21 protein-coding genes and 1 tRNA gene are annotated in these 25381 nt (G+C 43.5%); 16 read left to right on the top strand and 6 right to left on the bottom strand.

The window, feature by feature from the left end; translation table 11 throughout:
- Positions 1 to 40 precede the first annotated feature (40 nt).
- Both HMPREF0106_RS22450 and HMPREF0106_RS22455 read right to left on the bottom strand, forming a co-directional pair.
- A complete protein-coding gene (locus HMPREF0106_RS22450; RefSeq protein ID WP_004296586.1) occupies positions 41 to 4057 on the bottom strand; it encodes a two-component regulator propeller domain-containing protein in 4017 nt (1338 codons plus the stop codon).
- A gap of 99 nt (positions 4058 to 4156) precedes the next feature.
- Positions 4157 to 6217 (bottom strand): acetate--CoA ligase family protein, encoded by a 2061-nt coding sequence (locus tag HMPREF0106_RS22455; RefSeq protein WP_004296587.1) that lies wholly within the window; start codon positions 6215 to 6217, stop codon positions 4157 to 4159.
- Positions 6218 to 7153: 936 nt separating this feature from the next.
- On the opposite strand from HMPREF0106_RS22455, the gene metG reads away from it, so the two are divergent.
- The 8 genes from metG (at position 7154) to HMPREF0106_RS22495 (ending at position 16809) form a co-directional block, all read left to right on the top strand.
- Positions 7154 to 9193 (top strand): methionine--tRNA ligase, encoded by a 2040-nt coding sequence (metG, locus tag HMPREF0106_RS22460; RefSeq protein WP_004296589.1) that lies wholly within the window; start codon positions 7154 to 7156, stop codon positions 9191 to 9193.
- A 72-nt stretch (positions 9194 to 9265) separates the two neighbouring features.
- Positions 9266 to 10720, top strand: coding sequence for a lipopolysaccharide biosynthesis protein (locus HMPREF0106_RS22465; protein WP_004296590.1), 1455 nt, complete (start codon positions 9266 to 9268; stop codon positions 10718 to 10720).
- Positions 10710 to 11762, top strand: coding sequence for a hypothetical protein (locus tag HMPREF0106_RS22470; RefSeq protein ID WP_004296591.1), 1053 nt, complete (start codon positions 10710 to 10712; stop codon positions 11760 to 11762). The genes HMPREF0106_RS22465 and HMPREF0106_RS22470 overlap by 11 nt, the downstream gene beginning before the upstream one ends.
- 55 nt (positions 11763 to 11817) lie before the next feature.
- Positions 11818 to 12681, top strand: a complete 864-nt coding sequence (locus HMPREF0106_RS22475; protein ID WP_004296592.1) for a phosphorylcholine transferase LicD — start codon at positions 11818 to 11820, stop codon at positions 12679 to 12681.
- Positions 12678 to 13700, top strand: coding sequence for a hypothetical protein (locus HMPREF0106_RS22480; protein WP_009038877.1), 1023 nt, complete (start codon positions 12678 to 12680; stop codon positions 13698 to 13700). The genes HMPREF0106_RS22475 and HMPREF0106_RS22480 overlap by 4 nt, the downstream gene beginning before the upstream one ends.
- Positions 13673 to 14791, top strand: coding sequence for a glycosyltransferase family 4 protein (locus tag HMPREF0106_RS22485; RefSeq protein WP_009038876.1), 1119 nt, complete (start codon positions 13673 to 13675; stop codon positions 14789 to 14791). The genes HMPREF0106_RS22480 and HMPREF0106_RS22485 overlap by 28 nt, the downstream gene beginning before the upstream one ends.
- A 10-nt stretch (positions 14792 to 14801) precedes the next feature.
- The gene (locus HMPREF0106_RS22490) at positions 14802 to 16067 is read left to right on the top strand and encodes a glycosyltransferase family 4 protein (RefSeq protein WP_009038875.1); all 1266 of its coding nucleotides are present in this window, start codon (positions 14802 to 14804) and stop codon (positions 16065 to 16067) included.
- Positions 16060 to 16809: a glycosyltransferase family 2 protein gene (locus HMPREF0106_RS22495; RefSeq protein WP_009038874.1), complete on the top strand. Its 750-nt coding sequence runs from the start codon at positions 16060 to 16062 to the stop codon at positions 16807 to 16809. Before HMPREF0106_RS22490 ends, HMPREF0106_RS22495 begins: the two co-directional genes overlap by 8 nt.
- 12 nt (positions 16810 to 16821) lie before the next feature.
- Here HMPREF0106_RS22495 and HMPREF0106_RS22500 read toward each other — a convergent pair whose 3' ends face one another.
- Positions 16822 to 17679, bottom strand: a complete 858-nt coding sequence (locus HMPREF0106_RS22500; protein WP_004296597.1) for an SGNH/GDSL hydrolase family protein — start codon at positions 17677 to 17679, stop codon at positions 16822 to 16824.
- 442 nt (positions 17680 to 18121) lie between these two features.
- Here HMPREF0106_RS22500 and HMPREF0106_RS22505 point away from each other — a divergent pair, with 442 nt between their 5' ends.
- The 3 genes from HMPREF0106_RS22505 to HMPREF0106_RS22515 all read left to right on the top strand — a co-directional run bounded on the left by HMPREF0106_RS22505 (position 18122) and on the right by HMPREF0106_RS22515 (position 19558).
- Positions 18122 to 18895: a class I SAM-dependent methyltransferase gene (locus HMPREF0106_RS22505; protein WP_004296598.1), complete on the top strand. Its 774-nt coding sequence runs from the start codon at positions 18122 to 18124 to the stop codon at positions 18893 to 18895.
- A gap of 74 nt (positions 18896 to 18969) precedes the next feature.
- The gene (locus tag HMPREF0106_RS22510) at positions 18970 to 19320 is read left to right on the top strand and encodes a helix-turn-helix domain-containing protein (RefSeq protein ID WP_004296599.1); all 351 of its coding nucleotides are present in this window, start codon (positions 18970 to 18972) and stop codon (positions 19318 to 19320) included.
- Positions 19321 to 19333: 13 nt separating this feature from the next.
- Positions 19334 to 19558 carry a hypothetical protein gene (locus HMPREF0106_RS22515; RefSeq protein WP_004296600.1) on the top strand — a complete coding sequence of 75 codons (225 nt, stop codon included), beginning with the start codon at positions 19334 to 19336 and terminating at the stop codon, positions 19556 to 19558.
- 18 nt (positions 19559 to 19576) lie between these two features.
- Here the strand turns inward: HMPREF0106_RS22515 and HMPREF0106_RS22520 are convergent, their stop codons facing one another.
- Positions 19577 to 20275, bottom strand: coding sequence for an SIR2 family NAD-dependent protein deacylase (locus HMPREF0106_RS22520; RefSeq protein WP_008023339.1), 699 nt, complete (start codon positions 20273 to 20275; stop codon positions 19577 to 19579).
- A gap of 473 nt (positions 20276 to 20748) precedes the next feature.
- Here HMPREF0106_RS22520 and HMPREF0106_RS22525 point away from each other — a divergent pair, with 473 nt between their 5' ends.
- From HMPREF0106_RS22525 to HMPREF0106_RS22545, 5 genes are all read left to right on the top strand, one after another.
- Positions 20749 to 21333 carry an FKBP-type peptidyl-prolyl cis-trans isomerase gene (locus tag HMPREF0106_RS22525; RefSeq protein ID WP_004296602.1) on the top strand — a complete coding sequence of 195 codons (585 nt, stop codon included), beginning with the start codon at positions 20749 to 20751 and terminating at the stop codon, positions 21331 to 21333.
- 20 nt (positions 21334 to 21353) lie between these two features.
- Positions 21354 to 22232, top strand: coding sequence for an FKBP-type peptidyl-prolyl cis-trans isomerase (locus tag HMPREF0106_RS22530; protein WP_004296603.1), 879 nt, complete (start codon positions 21354 to 21356; stop codon positions 22230 to 22232).
- Positions 22233 to 22392: 160 nt separating this feature from the next.
- Positions 22393 to 22857 carry an Lrp/AsnC family transcriptional regulator gene (locus HMPREF0106_RS22535; protein ID WP_004302580.1) on the top strand — a complete coding sequence of 155 codons (465 nt, stop codon included), beginning with the start codon at positions 22393 to 22395 and terminating at the stop codon, positions 22855 to 22857.
- A gap of 5 nt (positions 22858 to 22862) precedes the next feature.
- Positions 22863 to 23174: a DUF4491 family protein gene (locus HMPREF0106_RS22540; protein WP_004296605.1), complete on the top strand. Its 312-nt coding sequence runs from the start codon at positions 22863 to 22865 to the stop codon at positions 23172 to 23174.
- Positions 23175 to 23265: 91 nt separating this feature from the next.
- Positions 23266 to 23339: transfer RNA gene (locus HMPREF0106_RS22545), tRNA-Ile, on the top strand.
- Between the two features lie 112 nt (positions 23340 to 23451).
- Here HMPREF0106_RS22545 and HMPREF0106_RS22550 read toward each other — a convergent pair.
- Together HMPREF0106_RS22550 and HMPREF0106_RS22555 are read right to left on the bottom strand one after the other, a co-directional pair.
- Positions 23452 to 24228 carry a Cof-type HAD-IIB family hydrolase gene (locus tag HMPREF0106_RS22550; RefSeq protein ID WP_009038873.1) on the bottom strand — a complete coding sequence of 259 codons (777 nt, stop codon included), beginning with the start codon at positions 24226 to 24228 and terminating at the stop codon, positions 23452 to 23454.
- A 163-nt stretch (positions 24229 to 24391) separates the two neighbouring features.
- Positions 24392 to 24895 (bottom strand): RNA polymerase sigma factor, encoded by a 504-nt coding sequence (locus HMPREF0106_RS22555; RefSeq protein ID WP_004296608.1) that lies wholly within the window; start codon positions 24893 to 24895, stop codon positions 24392 to 24394.
- Between the last annotated feature and the right edge of the window lie 486 nt (positions 24896 to 25381).

The following is a 25381-nucleotide window of genomic DNA, read 5'->3' as shown; positions in this document are numbered from 1 at the left end:
AAGCTCCTTTTTACCTTATCTTTATAGCTATAAATTAATATTAACTTACAAAATCTTTGGGTAACACTCCAAATTGCTTCTGGAAACACTTGGCAAAATAAGACGGAGAATTAAACCCTACCATATAGCAAATCTCATTTACCCGGTTTTCTCCTTCTTTCAATAATTGAGCAGCTCTCTTTAAACGCTCCAGACGAAGATATTCATTCGGACTCAAATCCAAGACGCCCTTTATCTTCCGATAGAAATTGGAACGGCTCATATTCAGGCTATCCGCCATATCATCCATGCTAAATTCCGGATTACTATAATTCACTTGGATAACCTCATTCAACTTCTTTATAAAATCTTCGTCAGCTTTTGTCAACGCCATCGTATTGGCAGCCACAAAAGGAGACTGTGCAAAAGCCTTACGTAGTTTCTCTCTATTCTGAATAAGGCTGGAAGCACAAGCCTGCAAATATTCCACAGAGAAAGGTTTCTCCAGATATGCGTCTGCTCCCAATTCCATTCCCTCTATCTTAGACTGGATATTCGTCTTCGCAGTCAACAAAATAACGGGAATATGGCTATAATTCAAATCTGACTTGATCGTCTTACACAATTCAAAACCATCCATCACAGGCATCACAACATCACTAACCACCAAGTTCACATAATTACCATCCAACACTTGCAACGCTTCCGCACCATTAGTGGCAGTCAATACAGTATATTCTTTCGATAGCTGACGCACTACAAAGGCAAGCATATCCGGATTATCTTCTACAACCAGCACTGTAGGCCGGTTATCTTTCTTTTCCGTCTCTCCAACAGGAATTTCATTCATCCTGTCTATTTCAACTTCCGGTTCCGGGGTTAAGGTTATTGTCATGTCCTGAACAATCGGCAAAATCAAACAGAAGGTATTATTTTCTTCCCCTTCTCCCATAGCTAAAGTCCCTTGATGCAGTTCAGCCAATGAACGGGAAAGAGCCAAGCCGATTCCTGTTCCGGTAGTCACCTTGCCGTCTTCTTTTTCATTGAAACGAACGAAAGGCTTGAATATTTCCTCCTTCATCTCATTGGGAATAATCACTCCATCATTCTCCGTACGAATACAGAATGAATTGTTGTCATCCGTTTCCGGCACTTCCAAAGATATGTGTACGTAGCTTTCAGCATACTTCACCCCATTATTCAACAGATTACTGATAATCTTCGTAAACGCCTCCCGGTTCACATGCGCATAGAAATCCTCCTCGGGCACTTGCAAAGTAAACTCCAAGCCTTTCTGTTTGGCAAGGGAAGTAAAACGCACATGAGTCTCTTTCAGCACCTCCGTTACATTACATTTCGCAAAATTCAGGCGGAATCCCTGACTTTCCGTTTTACGGAAATCAAGCAACTGGTTAGTCAGGTTCAACAACCGTTCCGTATTCTGCTTCATTACATTCAAGTCTTCCCTCGTTTCCGCATCGACCTGTTTCTTCAATATGATGTTTTCCAAAGGACCTTTAATCAGCGTCAACGGTGTACGTATCTCGTGGGCCACATTCGTAAAGAAATCAATCTTTGCATGATAAACTTCACGTTCCTTCTCCTGCTCGAATTTCTCCATCTGCCTGCGGTGTTTGCTGTTACTGCGTCTCTTGAAATACATAACCGTATACAGGGAGCAGCCGATAATCAGCAGAGCATACACACAATACGCCCATATAGAGAGGTAAAAAGGAGGAAGAATATGTACCCCTAATGACACTTCGTCGTCACTCCATACACCGTCGCTATTAGCAACCTTTACCCGGAAGGTATAATCACCGTAACGAAGATTGGAATAAGTAACGATAGGGCTTTCGCCAACCGTCAGCCAATCCGTATCAAAGCCCTCCAGTTTATACATAATCCGGCTCGTTTTCGGAGCCTGGAAATCCAACGCTGCTACACGGAAAGAAAAAGAATTCTGATTGGACTGGAGCACAAGCTGGTCGGAGAAAGTTATACTCTTCTCTAACGGAGATCCCGGTTCGCCGGCATACACCTCCTTACCAAACAGAAAGAAATCAGTAATGGCAACAGACGGAATGAACTTATTCTCCGAGAAATTCTTGGGATTAAAAGCGATAAAACCATCGATGCTACCCAGATAGATCGTACCATCTTCGGTTTCAAAGCTTGAACGATAATTAAACTGGTCGCCCAACAAGCCATTAGAGGTGGTATATACTTTCATCACTCCGGTGGTAGGTTGGAAGCAAACCAGACCGTTGTTGGTTGTCAACCACAAAAATCCTTCTTTGTCCTCCACAATCTGATATACAACATCGTTCGGCAATCCGGCCGACAAATTATAATTGGCAAAAGTCTCCGTATCCGGCTGAAAACGACAGAATCCCCCTCCTTGGGTAGTCAGCCAGATTTGCCGGTGAGAGTCTTCAAAGATGCTCAATACCTTGTCATACGGAAGGCTCTTCGGATTATTTTCATCGTGCAAATAGTTCTTCCATTTCTTTTCGCTCACATTGTAGCAATAAGCTCCATTTGCATAAGTTGCCAGCCATAGATTACCACCGGAATCTTCCTTTATATCATATACAAACCTGCCGTTCAGTTCCGGTATCCGGTCAAAATCATCAGATTGTCTGTTGTATCGCAGCAAACCGAATAAAGTACCCAGATAAATATCACCCGTCGTTGTGCGGCAAATAGAGAACACGCTATTGTCTATCAATGAACGGGGAGAGTCTGTTTTCTGATAGGTTTTCACGATAGCTCCCGTACGCGTATCTACTACTTTCACTCCTTTTGAGAAGGTTCCTACCCAAAGATGGTTATCAATCAAACACAGACCATGCACATTGGTAAAAGCACTGCTAGGGGTAAAAAAGGAAAAAGTCTTGGTCTTCGGGTTGAAACGGTTCAAACCGCCGTCTTCCGTACCAATCCACAGAATACCCTGATTATCCTGGCAAAACTCACGTACCCGTTTTCCATGCAAACCATTATCTGTTCCTTTGGGATAATATTTTTCAAAATACGTATAAAAACGCGGATAGTAGTTCACACCTCCAAAATAAGATCCAATCCAGATACCACCCTCTCGATCCTTACACAAGGAATAAATAGCATTATCGGACAAAGAATAAGGGTCGTTGATCGAACTGCGCAAATGAACATATTTACCCATTCGAAGATTATAAATATAGAGTCCCGATTCTGCACCAATCCACAATTCATTATCAGAAGCGACCAGCAGTTCGCGACAAAAAACAGACTCTCCATTTTCATCCTCTGAAAGTAAGTCATGTAGTTTGTTAGAGGTCAGGTTCAGTTCTTTTACTCCTCCCTTTAAAGAGCCTACATATAGACAATTATATGCTCCTTTCACCAGGCCTATCACGACATCATTCTCATAAGTTTTTTGATTGTCTACAGGCGAGACATAAGGATGAAGGGTTTGCAAACGGTCTTTCGAAAAGAAAAGTCCATCACCATAGCAACCAATCCAAAGAGTTCCGCTATTATCGAAAACAAAAGACTGAACATTGGTGGAGATAAAAGGAAAGTTCTTCAATGTATAATTCCGGAGCTTTCCTTCCTCCAAATCATAACAAAATAATCCCTGTGACTCTACCGCTACCCAGACACATCCCTTATTGTCTCCGGAAATTGCAGTTACGGTATGTTCAATTTTCGTATTTTCTATGCTCAATTCAGCAAAATGCCGGAAAGAATCTTTTTCCGGATGATAGATATAAAGTCCTACATCCGTACCTACCCAGATATCTCCTTTTGAGTCCTCATAAAGAGCTGTGATAAAATTATTACCAATGCTCCGCCGTGTGCGGTCATCATGTTTGAATTTGCGGAATGACAAACCGTCATATCTATTCAAACCATCTTTTGTGCCGAACCACATAAAGCCCTGCTTATCCTGCAAAATCGCATTGACCGTATTTTGAGATAACCCGTTCTGTACACTAAGATTTTTGAAATAATAATGCTCGTCCGCCATTTGCGCATGGCAGCCGATCTGATAGCCGATTAAACAGATTAAAAATATGAGAACTTTCTTCATAAATATACGTATTTTCTATCCTTCCGTTTGAGTTACCAAATGTAGGCAAAATCACAGCGGAAAGATAGTAAATATGTCTCAATGAATGAAAGAATAGTCCTATTTTTCTATCCTGATACGCGCGTCAACTGCTACAACGGCCTTTTCTGTTGCTAAGAGCGGATTTATATCCATTTCTTTGATCTCTGTAGCGAAACGTAGTAAAGTGGACAAACGGACAATAATTTCAGCAAATTTATCTTCGTTGACTCCCTTTTGCCCACGTGTTCCCTGAATGATTTTATAAGCACGCAAAGAATGAATCATTGAATAAGCTTCTTCGTAAGAAAGCGGAGCCAAACCGGAAGATACATCTTTCAGCACCTCCACAAAAATACCTCCCAAACCACAAAGTACCACGTGACCGAACTTCTCTTCATATTTTGCGCCAACAAACAGTTCCGTACCTTTCAGCATCGGCTGTACCATAATTGCTCTTGCATCAAGTATCTGCATCATACGATCGAATTCCAGTGCCAGATGTTGCTCACTTTTAATGTTCAAAACGACACCACCGACATCTGATTTGTGCACAGGACCAACAACCTTGGCAACTACCGGAAATCCGCACCGACGGGCAAAAGCTACTATCTCCTCTTTATTGTCGGAAACAAATTCATCTACCAACGGAATACCGGCAGCGTGCAACAATGCCTGTACATAATTGGGAGCGATATAACCATCCTCCGGAATAGAATCAATAATACGACGAATCCTCGGAACGTCCACTCCGAACAGTTCTATTTCAGGAACTGCCGGTTTAGGAGCATTGACGATACGTGAAAGGGCAGTACCCAAGGTCACTTCGTCTGCAAAATTCACATGCCCTTTTGCCAGGAAGGCGGAAACCTCTGCTCCGGCTGTATTAATGGAAGGAAGAATGGGAAAAATCGGTTTCTTGCAAGTCTGCATCTTTTCGTGAAGCACATCATACATTTCAAACATAGTAACCAATCCCGGAGTTCCGAAGATAGCCATCATGGCGTCTATATTGTCAAGCTTTTCCTCGCAGTAGTCAATGCAAAGGCGCAGATGTTCCGGTGTTCCGGTAGCCAGAATATCAATAGGATTTCCGACGGCAGCACCGGGAAATAGTTGAGCTTTTAGTTCCTCGGCTACTTCTCCCTCCAGCTTAGGCACATTCAGTCCGCCTTTACTCAACGCATCTGTCAGCATCACTCCCGGCCCTCCGGCATGAGTGATAATGGCAAAATTCTTTCCTTTCAATTCGGGTAAAGTAAACACGCAACCCACAGTAGTCAATTCTTCACGAGAGAAGCAACGCACAATGCCTGCTTTACGGAACAAAGCCTCTACTGCCGAATCGGAACTGGCGATTGCTCCTGTATGGGAAGATGCCGCCCGGCTTCCGCTCTCCGAACTTCCGGCTTTGATTGCCGCAATCTTGCACCCTTTTCTAATCAAAGACGAAGCATGAAATAACAGCCTGTCCGGATTCTGAATACTTTCAATATAGAGTAGTTTCAGATGAGAATCCGTTTCGGGATCGAAGTTCTCATCCATAAATTGCAATACATCTTCTACACCGATCTGCTTGGCGTTTCCCACCGACCAGACTGAATTGAACTGCAAACCTTTTGTTACGGCACTTTCGAGAATAAATACCGCCGTAGCACCGGAGCTGGAAATCAAGTCCACCCCTTTGGGGTTTAAGTTAGGAATCGGCTGGCTGAATACACTATGATGCCATGTATTCATCAATCCAATGCAATTAGGACCAATCAGTGAAGCGCCGTATTTATTAACTGTTTCCAAAATACGTTCTTCCAACAGCGCCCCTTCGTGGGTTTCTTCACCAAAACCAGCCGAGAGTATAATAAATGCCCTGGTTTGTTTCTTGCTAGCCAATGTTTCCACCATATCAGGACACATCGAAGCAGGCACAGCCAACACCGCCAGATCTGTGTCCGGCAGATCATTCACATCCGCAAAGGCGGGAACTCCCTGCACTTCCTTTTCCTTCGGATTCACCGCCCGAAGTTCTCCCTGATAACCTCCGTTTATCAAATTCTTTAATATTGCGCCACCCGGCTTATGCACATTATTCGATGCCCCTACTACGACAATGCTTTCAGGACGAAGCAACTGGGTTGTTATCATATCATGCTTTGGTTTTCGTTTAACTTAGGTACAAATATATTCTTTCTTACGAGAAAAAAGAAAGAAAAAGGGGAGAAATATAGATGTAAATAGATGATAAAAGAGGAAATGAGCAAGAAATTATATAGATTATACTGACTTATTGAAATGCAAAGCTATAATCTTACCATGTAATTCTTATCATTAGAACAGAATATTACTTTATGCAGAAAAAATGGACATAAAACTCATACAGAATCAAAAATATACAAGATGAGTCCGGAGTATATTGGAAAACTTGAAGGATAAGCAAGTTGCATAATCCATATTCACACAAAACAGACTTTAAATCATTCGATTCAACATCAAAAAGGCAAAATTCCTAATTTCAGGAGCAGATTATTGCAAATATAAGTTCAAATAGAAACAACTCACATGTTACCTATTCGACAGCAACCAGCACAAAACAAGTATTCTAAATACCCTTTTGTCCTTTCGTTTAAAAGCAAGGAAGCACTTCACACTGACCAATAAACCGTTTCTTTAAAAGGAACGAAGTCTTCCTTTAAAAGAAATGATTCATGATTCTATCAACAATCATGAATATTCACTCATTTGTATTCAAGAAAGATGACTTATTCCGCATATTCATACAGTATTTTATACGTCACTTCTTTTATTAGAATACAGTTTAGATACTCCTAATCTGTTTCAATCTTAAAAATAGAACATAATAGAAAATATAAAAATACCCCGATACAAATTGGCTATTTTCTAGCCAACTTATATCAGGGTAAAACACTTTCTTTTTACCTGTTTTTTTATTACGAAACGTTCCTGTTTCATTCTGTGACCACTTTTCAATGAAATAATCTGTGTTAATCCGTGTAATCTGTGGTGAAAAGTCATTATCTTTGCACATTACAAAGTTGAAAACAACAAAAATCACACTATATAATGGAAAAGAAATTCAAAAGAACCACCGTCACATCGGCACTGCCGTATGCGAACGGTCCTGTCCATATCGGTCACTTGGCTGGTGTATACGTACCAGCAGACATTTATGTGCGTTATCTGCGTCTGAAAAAAGAAGATGTATTATTCATCGGAGGTTCGGACGAGCACGGGGTACCTATCACGATTCGTGCCAAGAAAGAAGGAATTACTCCGCAGGATGTAGTAGACCGTTATCATTCGCTGATAAAAAAATCATTCGAAGAATTCGGTATCTCATTCGACGTGTATAGCCGCACCACTTCACCGACGCATCACCAATTGGCTTCGGATTTCTTCAAAACATTATACGATAAAGGCGAATTCATCGAGAAAACGTCTGAACAATATTACGACGAGGAAGCAAAAACATTCCTTGCCGACCGTTATATCACTGGAGAATGTCCCCACTGCCATTCCGAAGGCGCTTACGGCGACCAATGCGAAAAATGCGGAACCTCACTTTCTCCTACGGATCTTATCAACCCGAAAAGTGCTATCAGCGGCAGCAAACCGGTGATGAAAGAAACCAAACACTGGTATCTTCCTCTCGACAAGCACGAAGGATGGCTGCGCAAATGGATTCTGGAAGATCACAAAGAATGGCGTCCCAACGTATACGGCCAATGCAAAAGCTGGCTCGACATGGGACTGCAACCACGTGCCGTGAGCCGTGACCTCGACTGGGGTATCCCTGTTCCCGTAGAAGGAGCAGAAGGAAAAGTGCTTTATGTATGGTTTGACGCACCTATCGGCTACATATCCAACACCAAAGAACTTCTCCCCGACAGCTGGGAAACCTGGTGGAAAGATCCTGAAACCCGCCTGATCCATTTCATCGGAAAAGACAACATCGTGTTCCACTGCATCGTATTCCCCGCCATGCTGAAAGCAGAAGGCAGCTATATCCTGCCGGACAACGTGCCGAGCAACGAATTCCTTAACCTCGAAGGAGACAAAATCTCCACTTCCCGCAACTGGGCTGTATGGTTGCACGAATACCTGGCGGACTTCCCCGGCAAACAGGACGTACTCCGCTACGTACTGACCGCCAACGCACCGGAAACAAAAGACAACGACTTCACCTGGAAAGACTTCCAGGCACGCAATAACAACGAACTGGTAGCCGTATACGGCAACTTCGTGAACCGTGCAATGGTATTGACTCAAAAATACTTCGACGGGCGCGTACCTGCACAAGGTGAACTGACCGACTACGACAAGGAAACACTGAAAGAATTTGCAGACGTAAAAGCAGAAGTGGAAAAACTGCTCGACGTATTCAAATTCCGCGACGCACAGAAAGAAGCCATGAACCTGGCACGTATCGGCAACAAATACCTGGCCGACACCGAACCGTGGAAACTGGCAAAAACAGATATGGAGCGTGTAGGTACCATCCTCAACATCTCCCTGCAACTGGTTGCCAACCTTGCCATCGCTTTCGACCCGTTCCTGCCGTTCAGCTCGGAAAAACTCCGCAAAATGCTGAACATGGATACTTTCGAATGGTCTGAATTGGGACGTGACAACCTTCTCCCTGTAGGTCACCAGTTGAACAAACCGGAATTATTGTTCGAAAAGATTGAAGACGCTACTATCGAAGCACAAGTACAAAAATTGCTCGATACAAAGAAAGCAAACGAAGAAGCCAATTACAAGGCTAATCCAATCCGTCCGAACATCGAATTCGACGACTTCACGAAACTGGATATCCGTGTAGGTACCATTCTTGAATGTCAGAAAGTGCCGAAAGCGGATAAATTGCTGCAATTCAAAATCGACGACGGACTGGAAACACGTACCATCGTATCGGGCATTGCCAAGCATTATCAACCGGAAGAACTGGTAGGCAAACAGGTTTGCTTCATCGCCAACCTTGCTCCGCGCAAACTGAAAGGCATCATCAGCGAAGGCATGATTCTAAGTGCCGAAAACAACGACGGCAGTCTGGCAGTTATCATGCCGGGACGTGAGGTGAAGCCGGGTAGCGAAGTAAAATAATAAAACTTAAATAGGGAATACATGAAAAGCTATCATTGCGCATAGCCTTTTCATGTATTCTTTGCAAATAACATGAGCGAGAATCAGTCACTAAAAGAAAAAACAGCCAAAGGACTATTTTGGGGAGGATTCAGCAACGGCATACAGCAGTTGTTAAACCTGCTTTTCGGAATATTCCTCGCACGGTTGCTCACTCCGGCAGACTACGGAATGGTGGGAATGTTGGCTATCTTCTCCCTCATTGCCAGTTCGATACAGGAGAGCGGTTTCACAGCCGCCCTTGTCAACAAGAAGGAAGTGACACACAACGATTACAATGCTGTCTTCTGGTTCAATGCGGCCATCAGCTTGTCCTTGTATCTGCTGTTATTCCTGTGCGCACCGCTCATTGCCGATTTTTACCATACTCCCGAACTGACACCACTGGCACGTTATTCCTTCATCGGATTCTTCATAGCCAGCCTGGGAATATCCCACAGTGCCTATCTTCTGCGAAACCTGATGGTGAAACAGCGGGCCCTGTCTTCCGTTATCGGACTTACCGTATCCGGAATCACCGGAGTCATTCTTGCCTACTTCGGTTTCTCTTATTGGGGTATTGCCACGCAAAGCATCGTTTATGTAGCCGTCAACACAGCCTGTTATTGGCATTTCACCCGTTGGCGACCGAGCTTGCAATTCAATTTCACCCCGATTAAGGAAATGTTCGGATTCAGCGGAAAGCTATTGGTAACCAATGTATTCAATCACATCAACAACAACCTGTTCTCTGTGATACTGGGTAAGTTCTACACCGAAAAGGAAGTAGGATATTACAACCAGGCCAATAAATGGTGCGGCATGGGACAGCTCTTTATATCCGGCATGATAAACGGAGTGGCGCAACCGGTACTCACCAAAGTGTCGGACGACCTTGAACGGCAAAAACGGGTATTCCGCAAAATGCTGCGTTTCACCGCTTTCGTCTCGTTTCCCGCCATGCTCGGACTGGGAATCGTATCAGAAGAACTGATTACCATCACCATCACCGACAAGTGGTATTCCAGCATACCCATCATGCAGATTCTGTGTATCAGCGGAGCCTTCACTCCCATTGCATACCTCTATCAGCAACTCATCATCAGCAAAGGAAAATCCCGCATCTATATGTGGAACACCATAGCGCTCGGCATTATTCTACTGTCAGGCGTTCTGTTAGTCCATTCACACGGGATCTATGCCATGCTCGCCGTCTATGTATCCACCAATATACTGTGGCTACTGACGTGGCACTACTTCGTATGGCAAGAAATCGGACTAAAGCTACGCCATGCACTGATAGACATACTTCCATACGCTGTCATTGCCACCACCGTCATGGTAATCACCTATTACTCCACCCGTTCCATCGAGAATATTTATCTCCGCCTGGCAAGCAAGATAGTGCTCGCAGCAGCACTCTACGTAGCCGCCATGTGGGGCAGCCGTTCGGTCACCTTTAAAGAAAGCATCCAGTATTTCATCAAAAAGAAGCCACATGAACCCTAATGATCTTGCCACTAAATACCGCCTTCTGAACAGTTCTTTCAAAAAGACGATGATCTATCACATAGGTATAGACGCCGGATTCTTTACCGAATACACCTATATGCTCCATGCAATGCTCTATTGCCTGCAACACAAAATACAGTTCAAGCTTTACTCCGACGACGCCAACTTCGGATGGAAAAAGGGCTGGGAAGACTGTTTCGCACCTTTCTGCGAGCAAGTGCACGAACCGTTTCACCACACCTACAACACCCATCGCCTGCCTTCATGGCAAGCATTGATGCAAGACAAAAAACTATCTAAAACGAAGTTACTGAAATGGAAACTGAAAGTAACCTGCAAGAACATCATCGGAAAAGCCCTTGCTTTCTTCACGTATGGTAAACCGATCCGACTCAACTTCCAAGTGACGTTCAACCCCAACCAGCATTTCCATATCCCCGAACTGGGAATAGACGGTGACTACCTCCACACCTTCCAAAAGCTGACGGAAATCACCTGGAAACTCAACGACACCACCGCACAGGAATGTCGCCAATTTGCCACCACCCTGCAACTTCCGCCTCAATACGCAGGATGCCAGATACGCGGAGGAGACAAGATAACCGAAACCAACCTGCTGCCACCGGAACACTACATACGCCTCATCAAAGAAAAAACAGCCATCCGCGACGTCTTTGTACTGACCGACGACTACCGTCTCTTCGAGCAAGTGCAAACCCTTGCCCCGGACATACACTGGTACACCCTTTGCAGCCCCAACGAGCAAGGATACGTCAACAGTGCCTTCACGCAGACCGCCAAAGAGCTGAAACAGAAACAAATGGCACGTTTCCTCTGTTCGATACAGCTATTGATGGATGCTTCCGTCTTTATAGGAAGTATCACCACCGGTCCCAGCCTGTTCCTGTTGAAGAAGTTCTATCCGGAGATCAATCCGGCAGACTGTCTGCTCAAGGACTTTCCGCAAGCATCCGTTCTCCCCATTCCGGGACGCGGGCGAGTGGCCACCGAATTTATGCAAGGAAACTTAAAGTTATAGTAACTTAGCAATATAATTACTACATTTGCAATACAACGTGCATTAACCATTTCCGATGAACAAGAAATATACAGCCGAAGAGCTTGATTTATTACATACCGAACTCTACGACATATTGGGAGAAACCATCCGGGTGTGTCAGAAGCACAACATTCCCTATTTTGTGATTGGCGGCACGGCAATCGGTGCACTCTACGACCAGGCGATTCTCCCCTGGGATGATGATATTGACATAGGCATGACGCGGGAGAACTACAACAAATTTCTGAAAGTAGCTCCCGGGGAACTGGGTCCTTCCTACTTCCTTTCATGGATAGAGACAGACCCTCATACCCCGTATTATTTTGCCAAAGTCAAGAAAAACGACACCCTTTTTGTAGAAGAAATGTTCAAGAATGTCCCGATGCATCCGGGCATTTTTGTCGATATATTCCCATTCGACAAGATTCCCGACAACAAGCTGCTGCGAAGAATACAATCCGAAGCACTCGGCTTCCTCAAATGCTGCCTGATGGGAAAAGAGATATGGATGTGGAAACACTTCGGTACATGTGAAATAGAGAACCCCACGAACCGGGGAGCCTTCTCCTGTTTCCTGAACAGGGTAGTCGACCTACTTTTCTCTAAAAAAGCAATCTACCGCATGCTGGTGTCAGTTCAAAGCTGTTTCAACTCACGAAACACCCGTTACTATAACAACGTAATGGCCACTGCCGACCACGTAACCGTAGAAAGCATCCGCCACCTGCAACCCGTGAAATTCGGCCCTCTCACAGTGACCGCCCCCGACGACCTGGAAGGATTTTTGCGTTACAACTATCCAACCCTGCATCGATTTACAGAAGAAGAGCAGGAAAAAGTGAACAACCACTATCCTGCCGCCCTGTCATTCAGTACAACCCCAAAACAAGAACTATGAATATGAAATCCGCTTTAGTAGACGTCCCGGTACTTATCCTGTTCTTCAACCGCCCGCAACAGTTGTCGCAAGTGTTCGAGCAAGTGAAGAAAGCGCGTCCGTCCCGCCTCTTCCTCTATCAGGACGGAGCACGAAACGAACGTGACCTGCCCGGAATAGAAGCCTGCCGTGAAATCGTATCACAGATAGACTGGGAATGTGAAGTAGAACGGCTTTATCAGGAAAAGAATTTCGGCTGCGACCCTTCGGAGTACATTTCGCAGAAATGGGCCTTTTCGAAAGTCGACAAGTGCATCGTATTGGAAGACGACGATGTGCCCGCCGTCTCCTTTTTCCAATTCTGCAAGGAGATGCTGGATAAATACGAATATGACACCCGCATCAGCATGATTGCCGGATTTAACCCCGAAGAAATCACCCAAGATATGCCCTATGACTATTTCTTTACCACCACCTTCTCTATCTGGGGATGGGCAAGCTGGAAACGGGTAGTCGACCAATGGGATGAGTTCTACAACTTCCTGGACGACTCCTTCAATATGCAACAACTGGAACAGCTTATCAAGGAACGCAAATTCCGGAGCGACTTTATCTACATGTGCCAGCGTCACCGGGAACAGCAGAAAGCCTTTTATGAAACGATCTTCCACGCCTCCATACTGTTCAACTCCGGGCTAAGCATCGTGCCTACCCGCAACATGATTAATAACTTGGGAGCAACGGCAGATTCCACCCATTTCGCCGGCTCGATTCATACCCTGCCCAAAGGTTACCGCCGCATCTTCACGATGAAGCGCTATGGGGTGGATTTTCCACTGAAACATCCCCGCTACGTCATCGAAAACGTTGCCTACAAAGAGAGCGTTTACCGCATCATGGGCTGGGATCATCCGTGGATCAAGATCGGACGTTCGTTCGAAGAACTGTTCCTCAACCTGAAATACGGCAATTTCTCCATCATTACGAAAGCTGTCAAAAACCGAATCAACAAATGGCTGAAAAGAAACAAGCACCACTAAATAAGTTGCTTACTATTTATTTTTACCATACCCGCCTCACACGGGAAAGCTACGAGGAATGGAAAGAATATAAATTCCCCGGACACATTTTATACGGACTTCCTTTACTGGAGAATTACGGAATACACTCGGTGATGCACAAATGCAAATATTTCTCCGGCCGTCTGAAACTCATGCTTTACGCCACCAAAGAGATTCTCTTCTGCAAGGAGAAATACGACGTCCTCTACGCCACCTCTTTCCGGGGTATAGAGCCCGTCATCTTCCTCCGTGCCCTGGGACTGTATCGCAAACCCATCGTGATCTGGCATCATACGGCAGTCGTGACCAATCCCAAACCGTGGCGCGAACAAATCTCCCGCCTTTTCTACAAAGGTATAGACCAAATGTTCCTGTTCAGTCGGAAACTGATTCAGGACTCGCAGAAAACCCGGAAAGCACCGTCCCACAAACTGAAACTCATCCATTGGGGACCGGATCTTCCTTTCTACGACCACCTGCTTGCAGAAATGCCCGACCGGAAGCCCGAAGGATTTATCTCCACCGGCAAAGAAAACCGGGACGTAGACACCTTGCTCCAGGCATTTGCCGCAACGAACGAGAAACTGGATTTGTACATTGCCGTCTCATGCGGTAACATCAACTATAAAAAGATCATCGACCCGTATCCATTGCCCGACTCCATTCGCATCCATTATACCGACGGAGTGATTCCCTACGAACTGGGGAAACTGGTGGCACGCAAAAGTTGTATCGTGATCTGCTGCCTGGACTTCCCCTATACCGTAGGACTGACCACGCTCGTGGAAGCATTCGCCCTCGGCATCCCCGTCATCTGTTCGCGCAACCCCAACTTCGAAATAGACATCGACAAGGAAGGAATAGGCATCACCGTAGAATATAACGACGTACAAGGCTGGATAGACGCTATCCGCTACATCGCCGACCACCCCGAAGAGGCACGGCGCATGGGAGAGAATGCCCGCAAACTGGCGGAAGAACGTTTCAACCTCGAAATCTTTTCACGCGAAATAGCAGAAAGCTTGCTGGAAATATCAAACATTTCCTCTAAAAACCGTACATTTGCATAAACTTTTGCCCATGAGAGTCCTGATTATAAATACATCTGAACGAATAGGAGGAGCAGCCATCGCAGCAAGCCGGTTGATGGAGTCACTGAAAAACAACGGCATCAAAGCCAAAATGCTGGTACGTGACAAACAGACCGACCAAATCAGTGTTGTCCGCTTAAAAAGTAACTGGTTGCAAGTGTGGAAGTTCATGTGGGAACGGATTGTGATCTGGAGTGCCAACCGTTTCCGGCGTTACCATTTGTTTGACGTAGACATCGCCAACACAGGTACAGACATCACCTCACTCCCGGAATTCCGCCAGGCCGACGTGATCCATCTGCATTGGATCAACCAGGGAATGCTCTCACTGAACGATATACGAAAGATACTGACCTCCGGCAAACCCGTAGTCTGGACCATGCACGATATGTGGCCATGCACCGGCATCTGCCATTACGCACGGGAGTGCAACAACTATCAGCAGGAATGTCACGACTGTCCGTACATCTACAAAGGCGGGGGACGAAAGGATTTATCCTATCGCACGTTCCGCAAAAAACAAAAGTTATACAGCTACGCTCCCATTCATTTCGTCACGTGCAGCCATTGGCTGAAGGAACAAGCCCAGACCAGTGCATTATTTGAAGGGAAAAGCGTGACCAATATTCCGAACGCTATTAATACCAACTTGTTCAAACCCATGAACAAGAAGGAAGCGCGTGCCAAATTCATGTTGCCGGAAGGTAAGAAACTAGTTTTGTTCGGCTCATTAAAGATCACCGATAAACGAAAAGGGGTCGACTATCTCATTGAAGCCTGCAAACTGCTGGCAGAAAAGCATCCGGAATGGAAAGAGTCACTGGGGGTAGTCGTATTCGGCAACCAGTCACAGCAATTGCAGGAGCAGCTTCCTTTCCATGTCTACCCGCTCCCTTACATCAAGAATGAGCATGAGATAGTAAATATCTACAATGCCGTAGACCTCTTCGCCATCCCGTCTCTGGAAGAGAATCTTCCTAACATGATTATGGAAGCAATGGCCTGCGGAGTACCCTGTGTCGGCTTTAATGTAGGAGGTATCCCCGAAATGATCGATCATCTGCACAACGGTTATGTGGCACAATACAAATCTTCAGAAGATTTTGCCAACGGCATACATTGGATATTGACGGAACCGGAATACGATGAACTCTCCGCACAAGCCTGCCGCAAGGTCTTGGGCAATTATTCGGAGAGCATCGTCGCAAAGAAATATACAGATGTCTACAATAAAATAACGGGGAAATATGCATAGTGTCCATCCTACTCCCAAGTTCTCTATCATTACGGTGACGTACAATGCTGAAAAGGTATTGGAAGACACGATTCAGAGTGTCATTTCACAAACCTATCATCATATAGAATACATCATCGTAGATGGAGCTTCCAAGGATGGAACCATTTCTATTATCAACCGCTACCGCCCGCACATACACACCGTTGTCAGCGAACCGGACAAAGGGCTGTATGACGCCATGAATAAAGGCATCGCCCTTGCCAGCGGCGATTATCTCTGTTTCCTGAACGCGGGCGACTGTTTTCACGAGGACGACACACTACAACAAATGGTGCATACCATCAACGGCAGCGAACTGCCCGATGTGCTTTACGGAGAAACCGCTATCGTAGACCAGGACAGGCATTTCCTGCGGATGCGCAGATTGTCCGCTCCCGAAACGCTTACCTGGAAAAGTTTCAAACAGGGTATGTTAGTCTGCCATCAGGCATTCTTTCCCCGTCATACGCTGGTAGAGCCCTACAACTTGAAATATCGTTTTTCTGCCGATTTCGACTGGTGCATCCGTATTATGAAGAAAGCGCGCACCTTACACAATACCCATCTGACGATTATCGATTATCTGGATGAAGGAATGACTACCCGCAATCAGAAAGCCTCCCTGAAAGAGAGATTTCGCATCATGGCAAAGCACTACGGGTTGATTGGCACCGTAGCACATCATATATGGTTTGTGATCCGTGCGGTGATTCACCGGTAAAGCTGGTTCTCTTTAAAATGTTGCAGGCAACGCAAGCAACTGGTACATCAGCGTACGTGCCATACGTATCTGCCCCTTTGTACTAGGATGTAAACGGTCATATCCTGCGTCGTAGAAGTAAATCAGTTGCTCTTCCACCATCGGGTTCAGCCCGGTTACCGCATTAAAATCAATTACGGGCACTCCCCACACATTACCGGCTTCCTTGACGGCCTGCACGTAGGCATCCACATATTCACCACAACTATTCTGATAGTTTTCATCCGGTTGCACGTTCTTCTCTCCAAAATCCGCCAGTGAGCGGTGCAACGGGGTTAATAGTACAATCTGCTTATCCGGAAACAGTTGTTTCAGCCTGTGGATTCCGATGTTGATACGTCCTTTATACGTGTTTCCATCCATTATAGGCGTACGTTTCTTGCGGGTTTCCAGCTTTTTGACCTGTCCGCGGGCTGCCATCACCTGTTCTTCTGTTTCCGTAAACCACTCTCCGATAGGCACACCGTCATTAAAATCATTCGTACCCATCAGAATCAAGATAGCATCCACTTCTCCACCGTGTTCCTGCTTTAGTTTCTCGGCCTGACGGGGCACATCATTCCATTGTCTGCCGCTGATACCATATACATAAGGAGTAATCCCCAGCCATTCCTGCAGGAAATCCCAGTATTTCTTTATTTTGTCACCATAGCAGTTGGGATCTGTAATAGAGTCTCCTAAATATCCCACTCTTTTTCCTTGCCACGGATGCCGGACAGCTCCATTATTCGTTTCAGCAGAGTTTGCAACTTTAGATGTTTGATTCTGTCCGCACAGAAAAGAGGAACAGAAAAACAGAATGGTACATGCGAGTAATAATTTGCTTTTCATCGGTATTATACATTAAATGAGAGATTTGTATCTAATATCCTGCAAATGTAATTCAAAAATAGGTAGTTTCAATCAATTTGGGCAGTCAATCTCATCCATACAACCGGACAGACAAACGGGTCTCTATTTGACGATTCTTGCTAAAATGCAGGTTTACAGTATTTTTTCATCAAAGTTATCATTGAGTTTTACACCTAAAATCCTATCTTTGTCACAAACTAAAAGAAAAATTGGATGTTTAACTCATTTTCATTCCATAAGGATTCCGTTCTGTAAATAATCTGTAAGCCTTCCTCTCATTACAGATTATCCCTTATGTTTTCTGACATATTCTTGTCAGAGTTATTTTCTATATCTAAATTTTAAACTATTTGTATGGTCAAATGGTCACAAGCATCGTCACATGCCTTCATTTACCGTACTGCTAAAACATTAAAAAACAATGAGTAACGAATTAAAAACAATCCACGAATTCGATTTTACACTGATATGTAATTACTTCAAAGGACTAAAACGTCAAGGTCCGGGAAGCCCTGAAGTCACACAAAAAGCCTTAAGTTTCACCAACGAACTGTCTGACAATGCCAGAATAGCCGATATTGGCTGTGGCACAGGCGGGCAGACAATGGCATTAGCCAACTATACGAAAGGGCAAATTACAGGCATCGATCTTTTCCCCGACTTCATCGAAATATTCAACAGAAATGCAATAGAAGCCCATTGCGAAGACAGAGTAAAAGGCATTGTCGGTTCTATGGACGCTTTGCCGTTTCAAGAGGAAGAACTCGATCTGATCTGGTCCGAAGGAGCTATCTATAATATAGGATTCGAACGCGGCATGAATGAATGGAATAAGTTCCTGAAAAAGAACGGATTCATCGCTGTAACGGAAGCATCCTGGTTCACCCCGGAACGCCCCTCCGAAATAGACGACTTCTGGATGGCTAATTACCCGGAAATCGATACGATTCCGAGAAAAATAGCACAAATGGAGAAAGCCGGATATATCCCGACAGCCCATTTCATCTTACCGGAAAATTGCTGGACCGAGCATTTCTATGCTCCCCAATTCCCGGTTCAGGAAGCCTTTCTGAAGGAATATGCAGGAAATGAAGCTGCCGCAGACCTCATCGCCGGTCAACGACACGAAGAGAACCTATATAATAAGTATAAAGAATACTACGGCTATGTATTCTATATAGGAAAAAAAAGATAATTGACTATCTGCCGGAGAAGTTAGCAAGATAGGATAACTCTCCGGCATTTATTATCCTTTATTTTGCAGAAGATATGGAAACGAAAGATATAAATAAGGAAGAATATCAGTTACGGATCAACAAAGTGACCGACTATATCCATCAAAACATTGACCAGCCGTTATCATTACAGAAAATGGCGGGTATCGCATGCTTTTCTCCTTTCCACTTCCACCGCGTATTTACAATCCTGACCGGCGAAACGCCTACGGATTATATCAAACGCACCCGGATTGAAAAAGCAGCCCTATTATTAAAACAAAACAAGGAACTTTCCGCCACCGAAATTGCCGCCCTTTGCGGCTTTAGCAGCCTTTCGCTGTTAAGTCGCAATTTCAGGCTGCATTTCAGTATGACGATCCGGGAGTTCCGCTCACTAAAATAAAACGCTAAAGAATATGGAAAAAGAAAATAAGATTCTGATTTTTCGAACTTCTATCACCAAAAGATGTGACATCAAACGCATAGGAAAACTTTTGGCAGAGTTCCCTCAAATAGACAAATGGAATGTGGACTTTGAGGACTGGGAGAAAATATTAAGAATCGAGTGCAGTGGTATCACTGCACTCGAAATATCGGAAGTACTCCGGAATAATCATATTTTTGCCAGCGAACTGGAATAAAACGGAGGGAAAGAAGTCTCAAACTCCCAACAATTGTTTCAATTCACCCATTCCTTCAGAAGCTCCCTTCTGAATTACATGTATCGAACGGGAAGTATGCGTATCTACCGGTTTCGGATCAATCAGATACACCTCTGCTCCTCTCGGTACATAATGAAGCAGCCCCGCCGCAGGATATACATTAAGCGATGTACCGATAATGACGAAAATATCCGCTTTCTCCACATAGCGGATAGCTGTTTCAATTTCCGGCACAGCTTCTCCAAACCATACAATGAAAGGTCGTAATTGAGTGCCGTCACCGGCCTTGTCTCCCATCTTCACTTCATATTCTTCCGGTTTCAGCTCTTTTATAAATTGAGGATTATATGGATCTCTGCTGGAACATACTTTTGTCAGTTCGCCATGCAGATGAATAATGTGGCTACTTCCGGCGCGTTCATGCAGATTATCTACATTCTGCGTCACCACCGTTACATGGAAACTTTTCTCCAGTTCCGCCAACAATTCATGCCCACGGTTCGGTTTCACCTCCAACAACTGTTTCCGGCGTTCATTATAGAAATTAATCACCAGAGCCGGGTCCCGCTGATAACCTTCAGGAGTAGCCACCTGCTCCACAGGATATTTATCCCACAAACCGCCCGCATCCCGAAATGTACTGATCCCACTCTCGGCACTCATACCGGCACCCGTCAAAACTACCAGATTTTTCATTACTATTCCTCCTTCTTTTTTAATAGCCACACAAATGTAATCAGAATCATCGAATAAAAGAAGACTTTCTTACGCTTAATCTAATCCGATTTATGCAGAACTTTAAGATGAAAGATATAGGTAGTTAACATCAAACATACTAATATTTATTCATCTGACTATAGTTAAACTTTCATCTGACTATAGTTATTCTTTCATCTGACTATAGTCAGACGAAAAGAAAACTATAGTTAGACGATTAATTATCTGCATAAACTAACTTACACAATAAGAATAAGCAGATTAAATCCCGCCAACAAAAGAACTAATTCTTTAAAGAAAAGCGATTAACTTTCACAGATATAAGAATTTTTAAATAGCAAATGCTAAATCATTCAAATAAAACACGTACTTTTGCGTTTCATAAATTTGCAATTGATTGAAAGCTAAAACCATGAAGGTGATACATTTCAATCGCCAACAAAAAACATTATATGGATAAATTCAGTTACTCTATTGGCCTCGGAATTGGTCAAAACTTATCAAGCATGGGAATCGGAAACCTTGCGGTAGATGATTTCGCACAAGCAATCAAAGATGTATTAGAAGGTAATCAGACGGCTATCAGCCACAATGAAGCCCGCGAAATAGTGAACAAATATTTCGAAGAATTGGAATCTAAGATGGGTGCCGTTGCTATTGAGCAGGGACAGGCATTCCTCGAAGAAAACAAAAAAGGACCGGGCGTAGTTGTCCTTCCCAGCGGACTACAATATGAAATCATCAAAGAAGGTACAGGTAAAAAGCCGAAAGCTACCGATCAGGTAAGATGCCACTATGAAGGTACATTGATCGACGGTACACTGTTCGACAGCTCTATCCAACGCGGAGAACCGGCTGTATTCGGCGTCAACCAAGTAATCCCGGGATGGGTGGAAGCTTTGCAGCTGATGCCGGAAGGTTCCAAATGGAAACTGTATATTCCGTCAGAACTCGCTTATGGCGCAAGAGGTGCCGGAGAAATGATTCCTCCTCACAGCACACTCATTTTTGAAGTAGAATTACTCGAAGTATTATAAATAAAAAATTTCAAAGCAAAATGAAAAAAGTTAGTATTTTTATGGCAATCGCCGCTGCAGCAAGCCTTGCTTCTTGTACAGCTCAAGCTCCTAAAGCAAATCTGAAAACAGACATCGACTCACTGTCGTATTCTATCGGTATGGCTCAGACTCAAGGTCTGAAAGGCTATCTGACAGGTCGTCTGGATGTTGATACTACTTACATGGCAGAATTCATCAAAGGTTTGAACGAAGGCGCAAACAAGACTAGCAAAAAAGACATCGCTTACATGGCAGGTCTGCAAATCGGTCAGCAAATCAGCAACCAGATGATGAAAGGTATCAACCAAGAATTGTTTGGTACAGACTCTACTAAAACTATCAGCAAAGAAAACTTCATGGCAGGTTTCATCGCAGGTACTTTGGAAAAAGGCGGCGTAATGACTATGGAAGCAGCTCAAGAATATACTCGTACAGCTATGGAAACTATCAAAGCAAAAGCTTTGGAAGAAAAATATGCTGACTATAAAGCTGAAAACGAAAAATTCCTTGCTGAAAACAAGACTAAAGACGGCGTAAAAACAACTGCAAGCGGTCTGCAATACAAAGTAATCACTGAAGGTAAAGGTGAAATTCCTGCTGACACTTGCAAAGTGAAAGTGAACTACAAAGGTACTTTGATCGACGGAACAGAATTCGACAGCTCTTACAAACGTAACGAACCGTCTACTTTCCGTGCTAACCAAGTAATCAAAGGTTGGACAGAAGCATTGACTATGATGCCTGTAGGTTCTAAATGGGAACTTTATATCCCGCAAGAACTTGCTTACGGTGCAAGAGAATCTGGCAACCAAATCAAACCGTTCTCTACTTTGATTTTCGAAGTTGAACTGTTGAGCATCGAAAAAGATAAGAAATAAGAAAGTTCTTTTCTAAATAGAAAAAGGAAAGAGGCGCAAAACGTTTGTGCCTCTTTTTTTTGCTTTTTCCTATTTTTTTTCTCCGAAAAGAAGAATAATTAAAATAAATCTCTATATTTGCTTACTATTTGATAACAACAGGAAATTACAATTTATTATTATGGAAAGAATAGACAACCTCGACAGGCAAATCCTAGAGATTATCTCCCAGAATGCCCGCATCCCTTTTAAAGACGTAGCAGCCGAATGTGGAGTATCACGCGCAGCTATCCATCAGCGTGTGCAAAGACTGATTGACCTAGGTGTCATTGTAGGCTCTGGTTACCATGTGAACCCGAAATCATTGGGCTACAGAACTTGTACATACGTGGGTATCAAGCTGGAAAAAGGCTCCATGTACAAATCTGTCGTAGCGGAATTACAAAAGATTCCCGAAATAGTGGAATGTCATTTCACTACAGGCCCGTACACAATGCTGACAAAACTTTATGCATGCGACAACGAACATCTGATGGATTTGCTGAATAACAAAATGCAAGAAATACCAGGTGTAGTAGCTACCGAGACTCTGATTTCTCTGGAACAGAGTATCAAGAAAGAGATTCCCATCCGCGTTGAAAAATAATTGTGATGGAGTTTCTAAATGAATATCACCTTGCAGGGTTATTCATCGGAATCTGTACCTTTTTGATTATCGGCCTTTTTCACCCCGTCGTGGTAAAGGCCGAATATTACTGGGGCACAAAATGCTGGTGGATATTCCTGGTACTCGGCATTGCCGGTGTGATTGCCTCCTTAAGTATCGATAATGTGATCTTATCTTCTTTATTAGGCGTGTTTGCGTTTTCTTCCTTCTGGACGATCAAAGAGGTTTTCGAACAGGAAGAACGGGTACAAAAAGGATGGTTCCCCAAGAATCCGAAGCGCAAATATAAGTTCTAGAAGCAAAGGATTACAGTTTTTTCTCGAAAGAATTTGCATAATTCGACGGAAAATACTACTTTTGTCACCGCATCCAGTTAATGGATACATCGGGCTTTTAGCTCAGTTGGTTAGAGCAACAGACTCATAATCTGGAGGTCCTTGGTTCAAGCCCAAGATGGCCCACGAAAAATTCCTGTAAGTATTTCACTTACAGGAGTTTTTCTTTTATACGGTCAGAATAATGAGATTTACAAAATTAGGAACAGTGCTCCATATTGAAATAAGAATATCAATACTAAATGATTCCAAAGTGCTTCAAAGCCTTACACAAACCGTCATTCTCAACGGTATCAGTAACAAAATCGGCTGACGCCTTGACAGTCTCCGATGCATTTCCCATAGCTACCCCGATTCCGGCAACTTTCAGCATAGGAATATCATTACCGCCATCACCGCAAGCCATTATTTCCGCCATCTCAATTCCATAATAATCGGCAAAAGCTGAAAGTCCGGTTGCCTTACTGATTCCTGCAAGGTTCACATCAGCAAATAAGGGATGCCAGCGTGATAAGGAAAGGTTAGGCAGAAGCGGCATTACTTGCTGTTCCATTTCATCATCGATATAAAAACAAAGCTGGCAACACTCTTTTCTGTCAAATAGTTCTCCAATGTCTACAACGGCGGGGATGGGATGTTCCACGATTTTGGCAATCCGTTCGACAGTCGGAGTCAGCCGATTGACAAACACGCCTTCATCCAGTTCAATAGCAACTGCGAAATCAAAAGCTTTTGCTATTTCCATGGCTTTCTTAAAATCATCCTTTGGAATAAGGTGTCTCCTTATCACAGTGCCATCCAGTAAGACACAGTCAGCTCCATTCAATGCAATAATTCCATCATACGGAACAGCAGCTATTTCATGAAGGTCGCCTGCCGCTCTACCGGTAGCAATGACTATTCGAATCCCACGGTCATGAATCTCCTTAAGAGCTTCAACAGAAGATTGCAATATTTTATGAGTTTCAAAACTCACCAATGTTCCATCTACATCGAGCATAATTGCTTTTATCATAACACCTATATTTTTTATTTACAGTCTATTACCCAGCGACAAAGTTACTGAAAAAATCCCCATAGCAGGTATACCTCCAATACATAAAACAAAAAAGGCAAAAGGAAACAAGATCCTTTTGCCCTATACCTATTGATACCTACTGAAAAATGATAGTTAACGTTTAGCGGAAGTCCTTCAACTCTTCCTGTAATTTCTGACGGGTAAAGAATATGCGGCTTTTTACAGTACCTAACGGAAGATTCAACTTCTCTGCAATCTCACGGTACTTGAATCCTGAAACGTGCATAGCAAACGGAACTCTGTATTCTTTAGGCAGAGCATTGACTACGCGGTGCATTTCCTTTAAATCGTAAGCTCTTTCTGTACTTTCAAAACCTGACTCTTGTGGCAGATTCAGATGATAGAGGTTTTCAGTCTGATCGACAAATGTCTGATCGCGCACTACTTTGCGGTAATTATTAATAAAGATGTTCCGCATTATAGTATACATCCATCCTTTAAAATTTGTGTCGGGGGTATATTTGTCTTCGTTATCCAATGCTTTTAATGAGGTTTCCTGTAACAAATCGTTTGCTTCTTCACGATCGGTTGTCAGTTTGTATGCGAAGCGGAGTAATTCATCCTGTACTCCTATCAGATCTTTCCTGAAGCTTAAACTTTTCATATACGCTATTTTTAAATTGTGAGTATTCGTTGTTATAATTTTGATGTTGCAAGTTTACGGGTTTTCAACAAATGTGGCAGGTGAAGAACAGACATTGTTTAGGGGAAAATCTATCGGTTGATAGAATTTAGGTCATTTTTGATAGTATTCAGGTGGTTTTAATGGCCGGTATAGCAAAAATCCCATTTTGAAGTCACACCTGACTCAAAATGGGATAACACAAACAAAACAAACAATATTAGCGATTTTCACAAACAGCTGTCTTTTTATATTAAAAAATTCATAAGACTTAATTTAGAATATGTCGCTTAAACATTCTTTTTATGGGAACAAAAATATTACTTTCTGGTAAAAAGGAACGCATGATTTAAGAATAGTTATAAAGAATAATTGTTTTATGTATAAAAAATTGTGCCCAACTATAAAGAATTGTATTTCATAACTTAGTACAAAAGAGGCATAAATTAGTCTTTCGGTGATATTCTA

The organism is Bacteroides sp. D22 (assembly GCF_000163675.1).
In the GTDB taxonomy this organism is placed as follows: domain Bacteria; phylum Bacteroidota; class Bacteroidia; order Bacteroidales; family Bacteroidaceae; genus Bacteroides; species Bacteroides xylanisolvens.
Note: the sequence above shows the minus strand (reverse complement) of the source record. Positions and strands in the feature narration are given on the sequence as shown.

What these genes read in the sequence shown, in the direction of transcription:
- HMPREF0106_RS22450 (WP_004296586.1), bottom strand. Translation starts at nt 4,057, where the DNA reads ATGAAGAAAGTTCTCATATTTTTAATCTGTTTAATCGGCTATCAGATC.
- HMPREF0106_RS22455 (WP_004296587.1), bottom strand. Translation starts at nt 6,217, where the DNA reads ATGATAACAACCCAGTTGCTTCGTCCTGAAAGCATTGTCGTAGTAGGG.
- metG (WP_004296589.1), top strand. Translation starts at nt 7,154, where the DNA reads ATGGAAAAGAAATTCAAAAGAACCACCGTCACATCGGCACTGCCGTAT.
- HMPREF0106_RS22465 (WP_004296590.1), top strand. Translation starts at nt 9,266, where the DNA reads ATGAGCGAGAATCAGTCACTAAAAGAAAAAACAGCCAAAGGACTATTT.
- HMPREF0106_RS22470 (WP_004296591.1), top strand. Translation starts at nt 10,710, where the DNA reads ATGAACCCTAATGATCTTGCCACTAAATACCGCCTTCTGAACAGTTCT.
- HMPREF0106_RS22475 (WP_004296592.1), top strand. Translation starts at nt 11,818, where the DNA reads ATGAACAAGAAATATACAGCCGAAGAGCTTGATTTATTACATACCGAA.
- HMPREF0106_RS22480 (WP_009038877.1), top strand. Translation starts at nt 12,678, where the DNA reads ATGAATATGAAATCCGCTTTAGTAGACGTCCCGGTACTTATCCTGTTC.
- HMPREF0106_RS22485 (WP_009038876.1), top strand. Translation starts at nt 13,673, where the DNA reads ATGGCTGAAAAGAAACAAGCACCACTAAATAAGTTGCTTACTATTTAT.
- HMPREF0106_RS22490 (WP_009038875.1), top strand. Translation starts at nt 14,802, where the DNA reads ATGAGAGTCCTGATTATAAATACATCTGAACGAATAGGAGGAGCAGCC.
- HMPREF0106_RS22495 (WP_009038874.1), top strand. Translation starts at nt 16,060, where the DNA reads ATGCATAGTGTCCATCCTACTCCCAAGTTCTCTATCATTACGGTGACG.
- HMPREF0106_RS22500 (WP_004296597.1), bottom strand. Translation starts at nt 17,679, where the DNA reads ATGAAAAGCAAATTATTACTCGCATGTACCATTCTGTTTTTCTGTTCC.
- HMPREF0106_RS22505 (WP_004296598.1), top strand. Translation starts at nt 18,122, where the DNA reads ATGAGTAACGAATTAAAAACAATCCACGAATTCGATTTTACACTGATA.
- HMPREF0106_RS22510 (WP_004296599.1), top strand. Translation starts at nt 18,970, where the DNA reads ATGGAAACGAAAGATATAAATAAGGAAGAATATCAGTTACGGATCAAC.
- HMPREF0106_RS22515 (WP_004296600.1), top strand. Translation starts at nt 19,334, where the DNA reads ATGGAAAAAGAAAATAAGATTCTGATTTTTCGAACTTCTATCACCAAA.
- HMPREF0106_RS22520 (WP_008023339.1), bottom strand. Translation starts at nt 20,275, where the DNA reads ATGAAAAATCTGGTAGTTTTGACGGGTGCCGGTATGAGTGCCGAGAGT.
- HMPREF0106_RS22525 (WP_004296602.1), top strand. Translation starts at nt 20,749, where the DNA reads ATGGATAAATTCAGTTACTCTATTGGCCTCGGAATTGGTCAAAACTTA.
- HMPREF0106_RS22530 (WP_004296603.1), top strand. Translation starts at nt 21,354, where the DNA reads ATGAAAAAAGTTAGTATTTTTATGGCAATCGCCGCTGCAGCAAGCCTT.
- HMPREF0106_RS22535 (WP_004302580.1), top strand. Translation starts at nt 22,393, where the DNA reads ATGGAAAGAATAGACAACCTCGACAGGCAAATCCTAGAGATTATCTCC.
- HMPREF0106_RS22540 (WP_004296605.1), top strand. Translation starts at nt 22,863, where the DNA reads ATGGAGTTTCTAAATGAATATCACCTTGCAGGGTTATTCATCGGAATC.
- HMPREF0106_RS22550 (WP_009038873.1), bottom strand. Translation starts at nt 24,228, where the DNA reads ATGATAAAAGCAATTATGCTCGATGTAGATGGAACATTGGTGAGTTTT.
- HMPREF0106_RS22555 (WP_004296608.1), bottom strand. Translation starts at nt 24,895, where the DNA reads ATGAAAAGTTTAAGCTTCAGGAAAGATCTGATAGGAGTACAGGATGAA.